Origin of the sequence: Streptomyces sp. NBRC 110028 (assembly GCF_001417735.1) — a bacterium.
In the GTDB taxonomy this organism is placed as follows: domain Bacteria; phylum Actinomycetota; class Actinomycetes; order Streptomycetales; family Streptomycetaceae; genus Streptomyces.
On the sequence record NZ_BBUZ01000033.1, the window covers coordinates 32,725 to 48,979 of the forward strand.

Annotated in this window: 16 protein-coding genes and 1 pseudogene; 9 read left to right on the top strand and 8 right to left on the bottom strand. The window is 69.6% G+C overall.

The features are described from left to right. Window positions 1-1,476: 1,476 nt before the first annotated feature. Together ASC60_RS25645 and ASC60_RS25650 are read right to left on the bottom strand one after the other, a co-directional pair. Entirely contained in the window at window positions 1,477-2,220 is a 744-nt protein-coding gene (locus ASC60_RS25645) for a short chain dehydrogenase (RefSeq protein ID WP_063787206.1), read from the bottom strand. A gap of 14 nt (window positions 2,221-2,234) precedes the next feature. Next, window positions 2,235-2,678: a nuclear transport factor 2 family protein gene (locus tag ASC60_RS25650; protein WP_159043311.1), complete on the bottom strand. Its 444-nt coding sequence runs from the start codon at window positions 2,676-2,678 to the stop codon at window positions 2,235-2,237. Window positions 2,679-2,782: 104 nt separating this feature from the next. On the opposite strand from ASC60_RS25650, the gene ASC60_RS25655 reads away from it, so the two are divergent. Together ASC60_RS25655 and ASC60_RS39710 are read left to right on the top strand one after the other, a co-directional pair. Then, on the top strand, window positions 2,783-3,730 hold the full coding sequence (locus ASC60_RS25655; RefSeq protein WP_063787208.1) for a LysR family transcriptional regulator: 948 nt from the start codon (window positions 2,783-2,785) through the stop codon (window positions 3,728-3,730). A 201-nt stretch (window positions 3,731-3,931) separates the two neighbouring features. After that, window positions 3,932-4,102, top strand: a complete 171-nt coding sequence (locus ASC60_RS39710; RefSeq protein WP_234357126.1) for an integrase core domain-containing protein — start codon at window positions 3,932-3,934, stop codon at window positions 4,100-4,102. Window positions 4,103-4,323: 221 nt separating this feature from the next. On the opposite strand, the gene ASC60_RS25660 is transcribed toward ASC60_RS39710, so the two are convergent. Continuing rightward, on the bottom strand, window positions 4,324-5,265 hold the full coding sequence (locus tag ASC60_RS25660) for an AraC family transcriptional regulator (protein ID WP_055554914.1): 942 nt from the start codon (window positions 5,263-5,265) through the stop codon (window positions 4,324-4,326). 81 nt (window positions 5,266-5,346) lie between these two features. Here ASC60_RS25660 and ASC60_RS25665 point away from each other — a divergent pair, with 81 nt between their 5' ends. Further along, a complete protein-coding gene (locus ASC60_RS25665) occupies window positions 5,347-6,186 on the top strand; it encodes an NAD(P)H-binding protein (protein WP_055554916.1) in 840 nt (279 codons plus the stop codon). Between the two features lie 118 nt (window positions 6,187-6,304). Continuing rightward, window positions 6,305-6,928: an NAD(P)H-dependent oxidoreductase gene (locus ASC60_RS25670; RefSeq protein WP_055554918.1), complete on the top strand. Its 624-nt coding sequence runs from the start codon at window positions 6,305-6,307 to the stop codon at window positions 6,926-6,928. A 598-nt stretch (window positions 6,929-7,526) separates the two neighbouring features. Here the strand turns inward: ASC60_RS25670 and ASC60_RS43790 are convergent. The 4 genes from ASC60_RS43790 to ASC60_RS25685 form a co-directional block, all read right to left on the bottom strand. Then, a complete protein-coding gene (locus tag ASC60_RS43790) occupies window positions 7,527-7,661 on the bottom strand; it encodes a hypothetical protein (RefSeq protein ID WP_267892823.1) in 135 nt (44 codons plus the stop codon). Window positions 7,662-7,780: 119 nt separating this feature from the next. After that, the gene (gene secD / locus ASC60_RS25675; RefSeq protein WP_234357127.1) at window positions 7,781-10,141 is read right to left on the bottom strand and encodes a protein translocase subunit SecD; all 2,361 of its coding nucleotides are present in this window, start codon (window positions 10,139-10,141) and stop codon (window positions 7,781-7,783) included. Between the two features lie 619 nt (window positions 10,142-10,760). Further along, a complete protein-coding gene (locus tag ASC60_RS25680; protein WP_055554920.1) occupies window positions 10,761-11,468 on the bottom strand; it encodes a response regulator transcription factor in 708 nt (235 codons plus the stop codon). 2 nt (window positions 11,469-11,470) lie between these two features. Continuing rightward, on the bottom strand, window positions 11,471-12,433 hold the full coding sequence (locus ASC60_RS25685) for a HAMP domain-containing sensor histidine kinase (protein WP_055554922.1): 963 nt from the start codon (window positions 12,431-12,433) through the stop codon (window positions 11,471-11,473). Window positions 12,434-12,808: 375 nt separating this feature from the next. Here ASC60_RS25685 and ASC60_RS25690 point away from each other — a divergent pair, with 375 nt between their 5' ends. From ASC60_RS25690 to ASC60_RS25705, 4 genes are all read left to right on the top strand, one after another. Further along, on the top strand, window positions 12,809-13,138 hold the full coding sequence (locus ASC60_RS25690) for a TraR/DksA C4-type zinc finger protein (RefSeq protein WP_055554924.1): 330 nt from the start codon (window positions 12,809-12,811) through the stop codon (window positions 13,136-13,138). 51 nt (window positions 13,139-13,189) lie between these two features. Further along, window positions 13,190-13,558, top strand: a complete 369-nt coding sequence (locus ASC60_RS25695; protein ID WP_055554926.1) for a TraR/DksA C4-type zinc finger protein — start codon at window positions 13,190-13,192, stop codon at window positions 13,556-13,558. After that, window positions 13,555-14,394 carry a rod shape-determining protein gene (locus tag ASC60_RS25700; RefSeq protein WP_055554928.1) on the top strand — a complete coding sequence of 280 codons (840 nt, stop codon included), beginning with the start codon at window positions 13,555-13,557 and terminating at the stop codon, window positions 14,392-14,394. Before ASC60_RS25695 ends, ASC60_RS25700 begins: the two co-directional genes overlap by 4 nt. A gap of 96 nt (window positions 14,395-14,490) precedes the next feature. Beyond that, window positions 14,491-15,117 (top strand): hypothetical protein, encoded by a 627-nt coding sequence (locus ASC60_RS25705; RefSeq protein WP_107097174.1) that lies wholly within the window; start codon window positions 14,491-14,493, stop codon window positions 15,115-15,117. A gap of 186 nt (window positions 15,118-15,303) precedes the next feature. Here ASC60_RS25705 and ASC60_RS25710 read toward each other — a convergent pair. After that, a pseudogene (locus ASC60_RS25710) lies at window positions 15,304-15,627 on the bottom strand (transposase); the annotation flags it as partial. A 188-nt stretch (window positions 15,628-15,815) separates the two neighbouring features. On the opposite strand from ASC60_RS25710, the gene ASC60_RS25715 reads away from it, so the two are divergent. After that, the gene (locus tag ASC60_RS25715; protein ID WP_055555176.1) at window positions 15,816-16,247 is read left to right on the top strand and encodes a nitroreductase family deazaflavin-dependent oxidoreductase; all 432 of its coding nucleotides are present in this window, start codon (window positions 15,816-15,818) and stop codon (window positions 16,245-16,247) included. Window positions 16,248-16,255 lie beyond the last annotated feature (8 nt).

Below are 16,255 nucleotides of genomic sequence, written 5' to 3' on the forward strand. Positions count from 1 at the left end.
TGACCCGGAGCCCGGGTGACGACGATGTTGTCCGGGGCGCTGAAGCGTCCCGGGGAACGTGTGTGAGCGGCAGCGGCGGGCCAACTGGCCCGGTCTCCTGTCTGACCCACGGTGCAAAGTAGCGGCGCGCCCGGATGGCCCCTCGCCGGACCGCTACGGCCGCTCGCCTCCGGGGACCTCGTTAACGTCAGTGCCGAACTACGCGCCGCGACCGAGGCATCGGTTCCCAGCCCCCGCACGAGGCATTCGCCACCACCCCGGGCGGGCACCTGACTCTGCGCGTCCTGCTCAGCGTCGCAGGCGCTACGCCGTGGCCTGCGGAGTCAGCGACTGGTTCGACGACCCCGAACCAACTTTCACCGCCCTCACCCCGGCACTGGCGGACCTGCAAGTTCTGCTTCTGGACCTCCTGAGCGGGGAGGTTCCAGCCGAGCTCGCGTTCCACCGGTTCGCCGATCTGCAAGTCGCCGCCTCTCTGATCCAGGCGGGCTGGCCCACCGCGGCCGACCTCGCCCCCACCGAGATCCGGGCGACTCTGGAAGCGCATCTCGCACCCCGGCCGCAGACCAGCCGCGGTCGCCGCCCAGCGGCCACAACAGCCGACACCACATCCGCGACTCCATGGCACACACCGCCCGGGGACGCCCGCGCCACCGCAGCTCTCTTGTCCGCGGCCTACCACCTGCTCGCCCAAGATCCCGCCGAACCTCGCAGCACCATGCCACGGCTGCTGCGGCACCTGCCCACCCGCAACGACCTGCGCTGGGGGGAACCTGGCACATCCTGGCGAACGAGGCTTCTCCCTCCCTCCGACACCAGGTCGATCAGGTCTTCCGACACGAGCTCCCCTCAGACTGGATCCGGCAAGGAGCTCCGACGCTGCGGATCGACAGGGCAAGTTCCACCCGGAAGCTCTTCGCCCCCACCCACAGCCTCAAAGACCTCGTACTCGCTCCCGAGTACATCCCGCAGAGACTGCCCGCCTCCTGGCTGCTTGCCGCCAACCTCGGAGACACCGTGCCCGCCTTGCAGGCAGCCGCTACCTCCGGCGGGTTCTCCCCGTTCACCTGGTCCAAGCAATCAGCAACCTGAACTTCCTGGAAGCGGCAGCATTCCTCGGCATCCCCATTTCCTGGACCACCCAGGAGCCCCGGCGGGTCAAACCACTGGTCCCTCACCGAGACCTGAAAGATCACGACCTTCCGACCACCCTCACACGGCTTGCCCACCACATCCTCGGCCAGGAGAAGGTCGACTACCAGGCCCGACGCACGCAGTTCGCCAACTGTCATCGATGACCCAACATGGGGCGAGCTTCGTCAGCTCCACGACTCGCGCAGAGGCAGGATGCCGACCGATCGAACTCGCGAAGCCGCATCCGCTCTCGTCGGGAGCCGCGTCACCGGAAGCGAGTTTCAGCTCGCGCCGGTCTTCCGACCGCCGATGTCCCCACCTGATCGACAGCTGAGCGCGGAATCACCAGAGATGGTGATCGTCAGAAACTGGGAACAGCGGAGCCGCTACATGTCCTACCCCGAGATCCTTGAGGCCCTGGAAGCCCTCGCAGCCCGGATCACGGGCAATTCCGGGTAGCGCTGTCATCTTTGATTGTCGGCACTCCGGCTGTCGGCGGGGTGACGGGGTCAAGGTCTGCCCCCGCATCGATCCTGTGACTGCCTTGAGGTAGGCGTGGACAACATCGCTCAACGGTGTGCCTCCCTCGCTGTCCATACCGAGCTTTTCAAGGGTCTCCCTCACCCAGCCTGGGCTGATGACGTTCACTCTGAGCCCGCGGGGCAGCTCGATGGCCGCAGCCTGGACGAAGGCCTCCAGGCCGGCATTGACGAGAGCCCCGAACGAACTGCCCGGCGTCGGTTCCTCGAAGGTGCCGCTAGTGAGTGTGATGGAGCCGCCGTCGCGCACATGGTCAAGAGCACGGCGCAGCAGCATCACCTGGCCCAGCAGTTTGCCTTTCAGGCCGAGGGTGAACTCGTCGTCGGAAGGAGATGTGAGCGGCGTCAGCTGACCGCTGGCCGCGCAGCAGATGACCGCGTCCACCTCGCCGACGGCATCGAAGAGGGTGTCGATAGAGTCCGGTATTTCCAGGTCGACGCGTGTGCTGCCGTTGCGTGAGGCCCGTATGACCTCATGCTCGGGCTCCAGTGCGTCGGCGACCGTGCGGCCGATGGTGCCGGTCGCACCGATCACGATGATCTTCATGCTGATTCCGCCGGTTACCGGGCGAGGCGGGCCGGCAGGGGTGCCAGGGGGAAGTTGGCCCAGACGTAGGCGTCCATCTGGTGCTGGTCTCCGCTGAGGTTGTCCACCCGGTCGACTTGGCCGTCGGCGTCGAAGTGCCACACCAGCGCCCACATCGTGTCGACCTGCCCCATACCCTGGGTCGTCCAGCCCCGGTGGATGTCGACGACGTAGTCACCGTTGCTGCCTAGAAACACGGGCTCGGCCTGGAAGCCCACCTTACCGAGCTGGTCGAAGAAGCTGACCACCTCGTCGAGTCCGCGCTTGGTGCCTGAAAGCGGATGGTGGCCGGGGATGCTCCACTCGATGCCCGGAGCCAGGATCGTGCTCATCCCCGTGACGTCATTGGCAGCGTAGGCAGAGAAGAAGTGGTTGATGGCCTCGACCTTGGGGTCGGACACGGCTGCACTCGTCGTCACCTGGATACTCCCTGATGGTTCGGTACCGGTCTGTCCGGTCGCGTGATCAACGATCACGCCAGTCCGCCGTGGCCGTCCAATACCTGCTTCCATAACCTGGCGGCATGGATATCGACACCCGTCTGCTGCGCTACTTCGCCGCAGTGGTCGAGGAAGGCAACCTCACACGGGCCGCTGAACGACTCTACGTCTCACAGCCCGCGCTGACGAAGCAGATCCGGCGGCTGGAAGCCCAGCTCGGCACGGCCCTGTTCGTCCGTTCCCGCACCGGGATGACCCCCACCGAAGCCGGGGAGGCACTCGCCGCACACGCCGGCGCCGTACTGACCGCTTGGGACGGTGCTCTGCGCATCACGCGAGTCGCCACGGCCCGGGCCTCACGCACGCTCCGGGTCGGCTTCGTCGCCAGCGCAGCCAATGAACACACCCAGCCGATCATGGCCGATTTCGCCCGGCGCCGCCCCGGCTGGCGGGTCCAGATGCGGCAGGCCGAATGGACTGACCCCACCGCCGGACTGGCAACCGGCGAAGCAGATGTGGCACTGCTACGCCTGCCATTGCCTGCCCAAAGCGACTTCAACATCGAGGTCCTGCTGACCGAGCCACGCTGGATCGCCCTGCCGGCAGGGCATCACCTTGCGGCGGAGGACCGCGTCAGGTTCGAGGATGTGTACGACGAACCGTTCGTGGCGACTCCCGCCACATCGGGGACATGGCGCAACTACTGGCTCGCCACCGACGAACGCGGGGGCCACCCGGTGCTTATCGGCGCGGTCGCGCACCACCCCGACGAATGGCTCAATGCCATCGCCCACGGCCAAGGCATCAGTCTCACACCTGAAGCGACCGCCCGCTTCTACCAACGCCCCGACGTCGTCTACCGACCCGTGACGGGCGTCAGCCCCAGCCAGATCGCTGTCGCCTGGCCCCGCACACAACCGGTTGACGACACCGTCGATGCCTTCGTTCTCAGCTGCCGCGCCGTATGCAACAACAGCCACCTCGCACATACCAGGCCAGCGTCACAGAACCTCACAGATCACCGGATCTGACACAGCTTCTGGCTTCTCCGGGATGCAGATCCGCAAGATGAAACGCTCAAGATCCGCAATCTGCAATCCCCGCCACTCCCACGACCAGCACTGCCCCAACCAAGATCCGCAAACCGTGAATCCCGGTCACAGACCTGTTCGATGCCGTCTAGCGCGGATGCGGGGATCAAGGCCGTCCTCAGCGGCGTTCAGATGCCGAGAATGAACTCGATCACGGAACGGTGGGTGCAGACCTGCCGACGGGAACTCCTGGACCGCACCTTGATCTGGAACCGTCGGCACCTGCTCCACGCCCTACGGGTGTTCGAGCATTTTTACAACGGACACCGACCACACCTGGGCATCGCCAACGCCCACCCACTGCACCCATGACCTGCGCGGATGAAGGTATCGGCAATGTGGCCGGCCGGGTCGCCAACACGGACGGTGGCGGTGTCCGCTACGTACGGGGCCGACACCCGGTCCGGGAACCTCTGCATGGAAGGCTCCCGGCGACGTCGCCAAGCCGAGCCCGCGCCGGTCACCTTCCGCCCCGAGGGCACCCGGCCGTATGACGACCGGTGCTTGAGTCGGGCCGTGCGCCGAGCTGACGGTCAGGCTTCGGCTGTGCGGCGGAAGTCGCTCGGGTTGATTCCCCGGACTCTCTTGAACGCCACGCTGAACGCGAACGGATCGGTGTAGCCGACGGCGCGGGCGACATGAGCGACGGTCGAAGGCTCTCGTTCGACCAGGAGATCCGCCGCCAGCGTCATCCGCCAGCGGGTCAGGTAGGCCAGCGGTGGCTCGCCGAGCAGATCGGCAAACCGTTTCGCCAGTGTCGAGCGGGACACCCCCGTACGCCGAGCCAGCTCACCCACCGTCCATGGCGCCGCCGGCTCGGCGTGCAAGAGACGCAGCGCTTGGCCGACCACCGAGTCCTTCTGGGCGGTCCACCAGGCCGGGGGGTGGCCGCCTGGCCGGTCCAGCCAGGCACGCAGCGTGCAAACCAGCATCCAGTCGAGGAGCCGGTCGAGCACGACCTGCTGGCCCGGTTCGTCGCGGGCGATCTCCGAGGCGAGGTGGTCCAGCACCGGGTCACCGCTGCCTCCGGCGTCCACGCGCAGCACGACGGGCAGCGCGTCCATCAACGGTCGGCCGATCTCGCCGCGGACCGGATAGGCACCGACCACAAAAGTGGTCGCGCCACTGTCGTCGCTGCTCCCCTCGCCGGGATCGTGCCAGCCCAGACGGTGCCGTGTGCCACCCTGTTCGGGCGTCGCGCAGTGCTGCCCACAGGCAATCGGCTCTGCCGTACTGCCGGGCTCGTCGACGAAGGTGAACGTCGTTGGACCACGCACCACGATCGTGTCGTGGGCGCCGAGGCGTTCAGGCGGATGCCCCTCCGGCACGATCCAGCCTGCCCCGGTGAGGACAGTGCACAGGGTCAGCGGCGCACCGTCCACGAAGTGCAGTGACCAGGGTGGGGACAGCGTCGAACTGCCGAACAGGGAGCCGCGAGCCCGCACCCCGCGGAAGAGATCACTGATGACGTCCACACCTACAAGGTAGACGATCGCAAAGGTATTGCGGCTTCTTGCCCATGTGAATGTCTGGCTCCTACGTGTTCAGTAGTTGTCATGACGCAAAAGACTCACCTCGTTCTCGGTGCGACCGGAAAAACGGGTCGCAGAATCGCCGCTCGACTACGGCTGCGCGACACACCGGTACGAGCCGCCTCCAGGTCGAGCCGGGTCCGGTTCGACTGGTCCGAGCCCGACAGTTGGGACACTGTCCTGCGGAACGTTGACGTGGCCTACGTAGTACCCCCGCCCGTGCCGGGGCCGGTGCACGAGTTCGTGGGGCGGGCCGAAGCTGCCGGAGTGCGGCGGCTGGTACTGCTCTCCGGACGCGGTGCGGACAGCTGGGGCGACTCCGCTTTCGGACGGCACATGCGCTCGGCTGAGGAGGCCGTACGCGGATCGTCACTGGGATGGACCATCCTGCGGGCGTCGAACTTCGCTCAGAACTTCGACGAGGACGTCTTCCACGCGCCGCTGGTCGCAGGCGCACTGGCACTTCCGGCCGGCGAAGTTCCCGAACCCTTCGTCGACGTCGACGACCTGGCCGCCGCCGCTGTCACGGTGATGACCGAAGGACACCGGCACGCCGGGCAGGTGTACGAGTTGAGCGGTCCTCACTCCCTCACCTTCGCCGAAGCCGTTGAGCTGATCTCCCGGGCGTCCGGACGACCTCTCACCTATCGTCGAATCACCCGGGACGAGTACATCTCGTCCCTCACCGGGCAGGGCCTGAGCCGGCACGACGCCGAGGACGTCGCCGCCATGTTCGCACTCATGGAGAGCGGGCTGATCGCCGGGACGACTGACGGACTGGCCTCCATATTGGGCCGGGCGCCTCGGACCTTCGAGGAGTACGCCATCCGGGCGGCCGCGGCGGGCGCCTGGGACGAACGATGAACCACCAGGCACTACGCCTCCGGGCGCAGCCGACGCCGCCGTGTGCACCGGTTGCCCATGACGGTCGACGCGACGCCTCGCATCCTCGGATCCCCACCTCGTGGACGGAAACACTGACATGAGTACTGATGACAGCAACTCACTGACCCTGCTGGTCACGGCACATCCGGACTCCGGCTCCCTGACTCACCACGTGGCAGAACGACTCGTCTCGGCCCTCCATCCCCGGGCGGTCGAGGTGGCGGACCTGTACCGCGAGCAGTTCGACCCCAGGTTCACCCCGGTGGATCGCCAGGCTTACCACGAAGGCGGCAACTATCCTCCCGACGTCGCCCGCGAACACCGTCGTCTCGACCGCGCCACCGACCTCGTCCTGGTCTTTCCCGTGTACTGGTGGTCCATGCCGGCGCTGCTGAAGGGATGGATCGACCGTGTGTTCGTCAATGGCTGGGCTTTCGAGTACTCGGCCGAGTCGGGTCTGCGCCAGAGGCTCCAACGGCTCACGACGCATCTGCTGCCCATCGCTGGTGCCGACTCCGGCACCTACGAGCGCCACGGATATGAACAGGCGCTGCGGACACAGATCGAGCACGGCATCGTCGGCTACGTCGGAAGCCGCCGCGGTGCCACCGCATTCATCCACGAATCCGAGCAGCTTTCCTCCACAGCCACGGCGACGAGTGTCACTCGCGCTGTACGCGCCGTCAGCGAAGCCATACAGACCGGCTCGTCGGCAGGGTGACCTCTCCGGTCTCTCACAAGGAGGCGGCACCGACAGGGCCCGTTGAACTCGGCGCCACTGGCATCGAGGCACGGCCGGCGGGACGAGAGTTCCCTCAGAAGGTTGCGGTCTTTGGAAGTGGTGTACCGGGTTCCGCCTGATCCGGGGGTTTTCCTCGGCGTCGGGGTGAGGGCCCGGATAGACAGACGGCCGCCGGCTGATCCTTCGAGAACGACGAAGATCTTGAAGGAGATCAGCACGATGACCGCACCTGACAGTGTGCCTCTACACGCCCTGACCGAGGACAATCTCGCTCGTCGAGTCCGGATCTGCTCCGCCCGGTGATCAAAGGATTCGCCGACGCACTGATGCCCGCCGAGGCCGATGCCCTATGCGGTGCCGAGTCGGTGTGCCGTTCAGCAATGCGTCGTTGCAGGTCGTAGGGGTCTGGTGATACTCGGGTCCAGTGCGCTACGAGTCGGTGGACCGACTGTGGTTCGGCGCGCTGTCCTCCCTGACACCCCGGCGCATGCGGCTGGGACTACAGCAGTGGCCGGGCGGCCGGGGCCGACGGAAAGGCGGGCGCCTCCGGTCCGGAAGCGCCCGCGGTGCGGTCATGTCAGCCCGTGTTGTCGGCGCGCCAGGTGACTGTGTGCACGGTGGTCGGGTTGTAGAAGAACTGTCTGCTCGCCCTGCTCGTCGTGACGCACACCGCGCCGTCCACCGGGACGGTCCCGTCGTTCGGGTACGTCACCAGGACCGGGTTTCCGACGGGTGGGGGGTAGGACGCGAAGGTGTGGCACGTGGTCGGTGCGGCGGGCGTCGTGGGGAAGCGTCGTGGGGAAGGACGTGAGCTCGGAAACGACGGTGACCCTATCGAGGGGCTTCCTCGGAAGTCGACACCACGTTCTGCCCCGAGGAGGAGTGCCGCCGGGTGAACCGCGACGGCCGCTGCCCTGACGCCTTCCGGGGCGGGTGCAGTTCGATGGTGAGTGAGGCGGCGGTGAAGACGGAGGAGTAGGTGCCGGCCGCCAGGCCGATGAGCAGGGCGAGGGCGAAGTCGGCGAGGGTGTCGTCGGCGAGGACGGCGAGTGCGGTGAGGATGAGTGCCGCGCCCATGCCCGTGTTGACGGTACGGGGCAGGGTCTGCAGGATCGCCCGGTTCGTCAGGCGGGGAAGCGGTGTGGTGCGGTCGCGGTCGAGCAGTTCGCGGACGCGGTCGAAGAGGACGACGGAGTCGTTGACCGAGTAGCCGATGACGGTCAGCAGGGCGGCCAGGAAGACCCCGTCGATGGGCTTGCCGAGCCAGGCGAAGGCGCCGATGACGATCACCACGTCGTGGGCGAGCGCGACGACGGCCGCGGCCCCGAAGAACCAGCGGAAGCGCACCGCGAGGTACAGCAGTTGGGCGCCCAGTGCGAGGGAGAGCGCGATGAGGGCGTTGCGGCGCAGTTCGTCGCCCATGCTGGGGCCGATCAGCTCGTCGCGGATCTTCTTCGTCTCGCCGCCGAGGTTGCTGATGGTTTCGGTGACGGTGGCCTCGTCGGCGTTGGTCAGGTTCTCGGCGCGCACCGTGAGCCCGGTGTCACCGGAGGACTGCACCACCGCGCGGGGGAACCCGGCGTCGGTGAGGGCGGTGCGGGCCCGGCCGGGGTCGACGGAGGTGCTGGTGGCGTACTCGATCAGCCGGCCGCCGGTGAACTCGATGCCGAAGTCCAGGCCGCGGACGAGGATGCCCAACGCGGCCATGACGGCGAGTGCGGCGGAGGCGGCCAGCCAGCGGCGCGGACGGCGCATCAGGAACGGGTCGCGGCGCAGCAGCCGGTCGCGGACCCAGCCGGTGCTCGCGATGCCGGTGACGCGGGTTCGGCGGAAGACCGCGGGGCGGTTGGCCGCGTACTCGGCGAGCATCCGGCTGATCACCAGGACGCTGACCATCGAGGCGAGGACGCCGACGGCGAGGGTGATGCCGAAGCCGCGCACCGGGCCGGAGGCGAAGGCGAACAGGAGAGCCGCGGCGATCAATGTGGTGATGTTGGAGTCGGCGATCGCGCTGAGGGCTCCGCGGAACCCGGCCGTCAGTGCCGATCGGGGGGTGGGGCGGCTGCGGGCCGCGTACTCTTCGCGGGTCCGTTCGAAGACCAGGACGTTGGCGTCCACGGCCATGCCGATCGCCAGGACGAACCCGGCGAGGCCCGGCAGGGTCAGTGTGGCGCCGAGCGCGGCCAGGGCGGCGTAGGAGACGAGGGCGTAGCAGGCCAGGGCCACGGTCGCGAGCAGGCCCATGAGCCGGTAGACGGCGATGATGAACAGCGCGGTCAGCGCGGTGCCGATGCCGGCGGCCCAGGCCGCGGCCTCGATGGCCGCATCGCCGAGCGTGGCGCCGATGGTGCGCTGTTCCACGGTCTCGACCGGTACGGGCAGGGCTCCGCCGGAGATGAGCAGGGCCAGTTCGCGGGCTTCGGTGTCGTCGAAGGAGCCGGTGATCTGGGTGGTGCCGCCCGGGATGCCGGTCCCGCACGGTACGGAGGGGTCGACCTGCGGCGAGGAGATGATCTTGTTGTCGAGGACGATGGCGACCCGGCGCTGCGGATCACCGGCCGGGTGACAGGCGGCCCGTGCGGTGATCTGCCGCCATTGGTCCTGGCCGGTCTTGGAGAAGTCGACCGCGACGTGCCATCCGGCACCGCCCTGCTGGTCGAAGCGGGCGTCGGCGCCTTCGAGGTCCCGTCCGGTCAGATCGGCGGCCCGCAGGCGCAGGGGCTGTCCGGACTCGTCCGGCAGAACGCGCTCCTTGGCCGGATCGGTCGCCGGGGCGGTGGCGCCGTCGGCGGTGCGGGCCGGGCCGAGGACCGCGTGGACGGTGAGCTGCGCGGTGCGGCCCAGCACGTCGGCGGCTTTCTTCGGGTCAGACACGCCGGGCAGCTCGACGAGGATGCGGTGGTCGCCGGAGCGGACGAGGGTCGGTTCGGCGACGCCGAGCGCGTCGATGCGGCCGCGCAGCACTTCCACGGTGCGGTCGGTGGCCGCGGCGTCGGCGTCGGTGGTGGGGGTGGAGCGGGTTTCCAGCATGATCTGGGTGCCGCCGCGCAGGTCGAGGCCGAGGCGGACGGGCGTGGTGAGGGCGATGGCCAGCGATCCGGCGATCACGGCGAGGGCGAGTAGCGCACGCACGCGCAAGGACTTGGTGCGGTTGGTCCGGCGGTTGTTCTGGCGGTTGTTCCGGCGTTTCAACACGAGCCTCCGGCAGGCACGCCGCGGCAGCGGCCCGCGCGGCCGCGACGGAGAAAAGGGTGATGGTCGCGTCAGGTACCTGCGGGTGCCGGAGGGGCCCGGCCGCGGTCGTGGGCCGACCGGCCGGGAGAGGCGGGTGCGCACGCGGAAGGCGCTGAAGCACGGGTACCGACAGCCGGGCCGGCATCCGCGTCAGGGAGGTCGGTGGCGTGGTGATCCGGTGGGCACGGGCGCTCACCGAGGTGGTCGTGGCGGACCCTGGCCTGGGCCGCGCAGCCGACGGCCCACGGGTCGTCCGCGTGGGGACCGGTGTCGGGGCGCTCGGCGCCCGTGGCCGCCGGGGCCGGATCGAGCACCGGAACGGAAGCCGCGGGCACCGGAACGGAAGCCGCGCGCGCGGCATCGGCGGGAACCAACGCCAGCAGGACGGCGAGGAGCGCGATGAGCGTCCCCGCGAGCGGGTGAACTGCGCTCGGGGTGCTGCGGGGTGCTGGGCGCATGCACCGTCCCCTTCCTGCGGGGTGCTCGACTCCTGCCGTGTGCTCGGCGTGGGGTGCCGGCCCGGGGCTCCGGCCGGGGAGTGGACGACCAGAGCCCGGACGTCGGTGCGGGGCGGGCGTCAGGGTTCGATGAGACCTGCGCGGATGGCGTAGCGGGTCAGCTCCAGCCGGTCGTGCAGACCGAGCTTGTGCAGGAGGTTGGCCCGGTGGCGGTGCACGGTCTTGACGCTGATGAACAGGATCTCGGCGATCTCCTTGGAGGAGTGCCCTTCGGCGACGAGTTTGAGGACCTCCTCTTCACGAGGGGTGAGGAACTGGTCGGGGTCTTCCTCGCCGTGGCGGACGCGCTCCAGGTAGTTGCGGATGAGGGCGGTGACCGCGCCGGGGTAGAGGAACGGCTCGTTGCGCATCGCGGCCCGGCAGGCGGCCACCAGGTCGCGGTCGGCAACCGACTTCAGCACATAGCCACAGGCCCCGGCCTTGAGTGCCTGGAACAGGTACTGCTCGTTGTCGTGCATGGTCAGCATCAGAATGCGCAGACCCGGCTTGAGCGCCACCAGCTCCCGGGTGGCCTGAAGACCGGTCAGGCGCGGCATGGCGATGTCCAGCACGGCCAGGTCGATCTCCTGGCTCCGGGCCGCCTCGATGGCCTCGGCACCGTCCCCGGCCTCGGCGACGACCTCCAGGTCGGGTTCCCTGTCGAGGATCAGGCGTACGCCGCGGCGTACGAGAGCGTGGTCGTCGGCGAGCAGGATGCGGATCGGCTTCCCGGCCGTGGCGGACGGTGCCGAGGCCGTGGTGGGTCCGGGCGGGGTCGGATCGGGCATGGTCAGAGCTGCTTCCTGAGAGCGGGTGTCATGAGGCGGATCCGGGTACCGGTGCCAGGCGTCGAGATGATGTCGAGGGTGGCCCCGGCGAGCAGGGCCCGTTCGCGCATGCCGCGGATCCCGGCGCCTTCGCAGGCGGCCTCGATGCCGCGGCCGTCGTCGGCGATCTCCAGCACCACCGCCTCGCCCACCCGGTGCAGGCTCACCTCGACCTGCCGCGCGTCCGCATGGCGGGCCGCGTTGGTCAGGCTCTCCTGAGCCACCCGGTACAGCACGAGCTCGCTCTCCCGGTCGAGGGTGGGCGGATCGGGATCGAGGCGGCGCACGACGCGCAGCCCGGTGTGGGTGGCGAAGTCCTGCGTGAGCGAGGTCAGTGCGCTGACCAGGCCCAGGTCCTCCAGGACTCCGGGCCGCAGGCGGCGCACCAGGCGGCGGACCTCGTCCAGGCTCTCCCGGGTGATCTCCTGGGCCTGCTGGAGGTCCTCGCGCAGTGGTTCGGGGGCGTCGTCCGCGGTGCGCCCCAGCACCAGCAGGATCGCGGTCATGCTCTGCCCGACCTCGTCGTGGAGTTCCTGGGCGATGCGGCGGCGTTCCGCCTCCTGGGCCAGCAGCGCCCGGGTGCTGGACGTGGCGCGTTCGTGCTCCAGCCGGTCGAGCATTGCGTTGAAGGTGCGGATCAGCTCGGACACCTCGCTACCGGCGCCGGCGCCGGGCACGGGCAGCCGCTGGCCCGGGCGCAGCAGGTCGACGGTGGTCATCAGCCTGGTCAGCCGGTCCAGCGGGGCCAGGCCCCAGCGCAGCAGGGTGCCGTTGGCGACCAGCATGACGGCGAGACCGCCGACCAGGATGATCGCCTCGGTCAGCAGCACCGGCACGGAGACGGTCACCGGCGCCCACAGCAGCAGCGCCGTAGCGGTGCCCAGCACCAGGGCGTTGAGCCCGAAGATCCGCCAGAACAGCGACACCGGGGAAGTTCCTCCTTCTGCGTTCCGCGTGTGATCAGCTCTACTGTCGCCCATCGGACCCCGGCGGAGCCGCCACAACTGATCACGACCGAGCCTGACACAGCCTGCCTCCCGCACCGCGCGCGGTCGATGGGGCCCGTCACCCATATCCGAGGTCATCGGGTACCCACGCGCCCTTTCCCGCCATCGCCCCGTGGTCACCGCTGCCCCGGGCAAATGGGGTCCGCGCCCGATGGGCTTCCGACGCCGGGTCGAGCAGAGTCGAAGGTGCTCGAGCCGTCCGGTACGGCCAGTGCGCGGGGTCCTGGAGACCGCGGCCGGCGGAACCGGGCGGCTGCTGCCGCGCCTGGCGCGCTTTCACGAAAGGACCTCATCGTGCCGCTCGACACCGCCCAGACCGGCCCCCGCTCCCGGCGGCTGACCTCTCATGAAACCCGTCAGCGCCTCGAACACGCCCGCAACAGCCGCCTGGCTCAGCTGCGTGCCCTCGACGAGAGCGCCCAGAGCACGGACGCCCATCTGGTGTCCGCGCAGACGGAGGCGATCCAGCGAGTCCTCACCGAGATCGACGAGGCGTTCGCCCGCGTGGAGGACGACACCTACGGCATCTGCCAGGGCTGCGCCAAGCCCATCCCCGCCGAACGCCTGGAGATCCTCCCCTACACCCGGTACTGCGTCGCCTGCCAGGGCCGCGCCACCGCCTGACCCGCCCCGTCCGCCTCCTGTTTTCGTCTCCGCCCTGCTCAAAGGGGTGAAGTGGTGAACCACCAGACCATCGGCGACCGTGCCGCGCACCTGTCGCCCGAGGACCTCGCCGCGCTGCGGGAGAACCTCCACGAACAGCGCCTGTTCCGCCAGGAACAGCTGCGGCAGATCGCCGCGGCGCCCCGCGCCGAGGACCTGCTCCGGCGCCGCTCCGCGGCACAGGCCGAAGTGCACGTCAAAGTCGCCGCCTCCGCGCGCATGGTCCTCGCCGACGTGGAGGCGGCGCTGCGACGCATCGCCGAGGGCCGCTACGGCACGTGCCATCTGTGCCGTCGCCCTGTCGAGCGCGACCGGCTGATGATCGTTCCGCAGGCCCGCTACTGCGCACGGTGCCAGCAGGTGCGGGAGGCCGGACGATGACCGTCCCCCGCCGCTTCCGGTCCGGCTCCCCCACCGGGCACCGGCACCGGCCCTGGCCGTTGTGCCGGCACTGCTGCGGCCTCGCCCTGGACCTGGGCAGTGCCCGCACCCGCGCCTGGATAGCCGGCCGCGGGATGGTCCTCGACGTACCCACCATCACCTTCCGCGGTGCTGGGGCGGTGTATCCGGTCCAGCGCGGCGCCATCGTCGACGTTCCGGGAACGGCCCGGATGCTCGACCGGCTCCTCAGCCACCGCCTGCCCCGCCTCACCCGCCCGCTGGTGGTGGTCACCGCGCCGGTGCTGGACGGCCCCGACTACCGGGAACGGGCCCGCGCCGCCGTGGAAGTGCTCCGCCCCCGCGCGGTCCTGACCGTCCCCACCGCGCGCGCCATCGCCCTGGCCGCGGGCGCCGACCTCTCCCTGCCGCTGCTCGTGGTGGACATCGGCGCCCATCTCACCGAGGTGGTCCTCCTCGTCGACGGCCTGGTCTTCGACGCCCGCCGCACCGCCCTGGGCACCACCGACCTCGCGGACGCCGACGCCACGGCGGAGATCAGCGAAGCCATCAGCACCATGTTCACCTCCATGCTCCGGCAGGACCGCACGTCCCTCACCGCCGAGGCCCTGGGCCGGGGTGCCCTCCTGGCCGGTGGCGGCGCACTGCGCCCCGACCTCACTCACCGGCTCGTCGGCGGCACGCACGCGCCCCTGCGGGCGGTTCCCACACCGCATACCGCGGCGGTCCGCGGCGCCGCCACGATGTTGCGGGCCGCGCACGGACATCCGTCGGCCAGGGGCACGTCCCCACCCGGGCCTGGCCCGCTCTTCCGCTGACCTCGCCGACCTCGCTGCCCCCTGACCCCGCCACCTCACCGGCCGGGGTCTGCTGTACGCCACCCCCTGCTCCGGAAAGGAGAACCTGTGTCCGGCGTGCCACCACCCGCACAGCCCCCGGATCCCCCGCACCACGGGCTCGTGCACCCCCTGTCGCTGTGGCGCTGGCGGCACAATCCGCTGTACCGGCGCACCGACCGCCTCCAGGGCCGGATCGCCCTGGCGATGTTGCTGCTCGTACCGATCCTGGGGCTCGGTGCCATGTTCGCCATCGGTGACGCCGCCCACCGGCACTACCGCGCGGCCGCCGAGCACCAGAGGCAGACCCTGCGCCTCACCACCGCCGTCCTCACCCACGACGCCCCGGACCATCCGGAGCCGGGATCGGCGGAGGCGAGAGAGAACCGCTATCCGGCCACGGTCCGCTACACCGGCCCGGACGGACGGATCCGCACCGCCGAGACCGACGTCCTGCCCGGGCTCAGCGCGGGCAGCTCCGTCGACGTGTGGGTCGACGCGGACGGAGCGATCGCCGAGCCGCCCATGCCCGCCGAGCAGATCCGCAGCCGGACCATGGGCTGGGCGCTCATCGGCTTCCTGACCGTGGCCCTCGCCGGTGCCGCCGCCTACCGCGGCGTCGCCGTGGTCCTGCGTCGGCGCAATCTCGCCCAGTGGGACGCCAAGTGGGCCGAGACCGCGCCACGCTGGACCACGTCCCCCTGAGCCTGCGCAAACGTTCACGCCTGCCCGGACCGACCACCCTGGACGAGCGCAGCCGAGCCATGTCGTCCCCGGCCGCGGGGCGGACGGCCGGGCAGGTCGTCGACGGGCCGCCGAGCCGACAGCGGCGGCGGCCACCGGGCCGCGGCCGCTACGTGCACCTCATGGCGGAGAACACTGCCCTTGCCGGTCGAGCTCCAGCCCGACGATCCGGTCGTAGGACTCCAGCGCGATCTGCTTGAGCCGCGTGAAGACGCCCATGGCGATCCACTCGTCGCGACGGTTGCGGATCGTGGTGGCCGAGCAGGTCGTGTCTGCGATCACCTGGTAGGAGCAGCCGAAACGCAGGAGCTGCAGCATCTTGTTGAAGACGATCCGATCGCCGATGCGCCGGCGATGGCAGCCCAGCGGATGGTCCGGGTGGTCCTCCGGCCGTTCGGGCAGCAGGGCCGCGAATTGGCCCCAGAGGGGTTCGGCCAGCCATGATGACAGCACAGGCGCAGGTCTCCCCAATGAGTGGTGTGCGGGCGTGCGACGGAAGTCGCACGGCGCCAGGGCCCTGCCGAAGCCAAGGAACGGCGTGATTCATCGACTCGCACACCGAGACCCCTGTGGCCGTGCTGGCGCCGCCACTTGAGTCGTTCGCCTCCGGCGCGAAAGGCTGCGGAATATATCGGGAGCCCGACGGGTTCTGGGCCGACATGAGCGACGAGAAAGCAGAGTTCAGCGTGCCGAACTGGGTCGGTGAACAGATCGAGAGGATCCGGCAGACCGGGACGACGGAGGGCATTGAGGTGCTTGGCTCGCCCGTCGTGCTGCTGACGCTGCGCGGGGCGAGGTCCGGCAAGCTCCGCCACACGCCGGTGATGCGTGTGGAGCACGACGGCAGTTATGCGGTCGTCGCCTCGAAGGGCGGCGCACCCGAGAACCCCGTCTGGTACCACAACATCAAGGCGCACCCGGAGATCCAGCTTCAGGACGGGACCGTGACGAAGACCTACGTCGCCCGTGAGGCATCCGGCACCGAGCGCGCGCAGTGGTGGGAGCGGGCCGTAATAGCCTTTCCGTCCTACGCGGAGTACCAGATCAAGACGGACCGTCAGATCCCGGTCTTCGTACTCGACCCAAAGTGAAGTGTCGG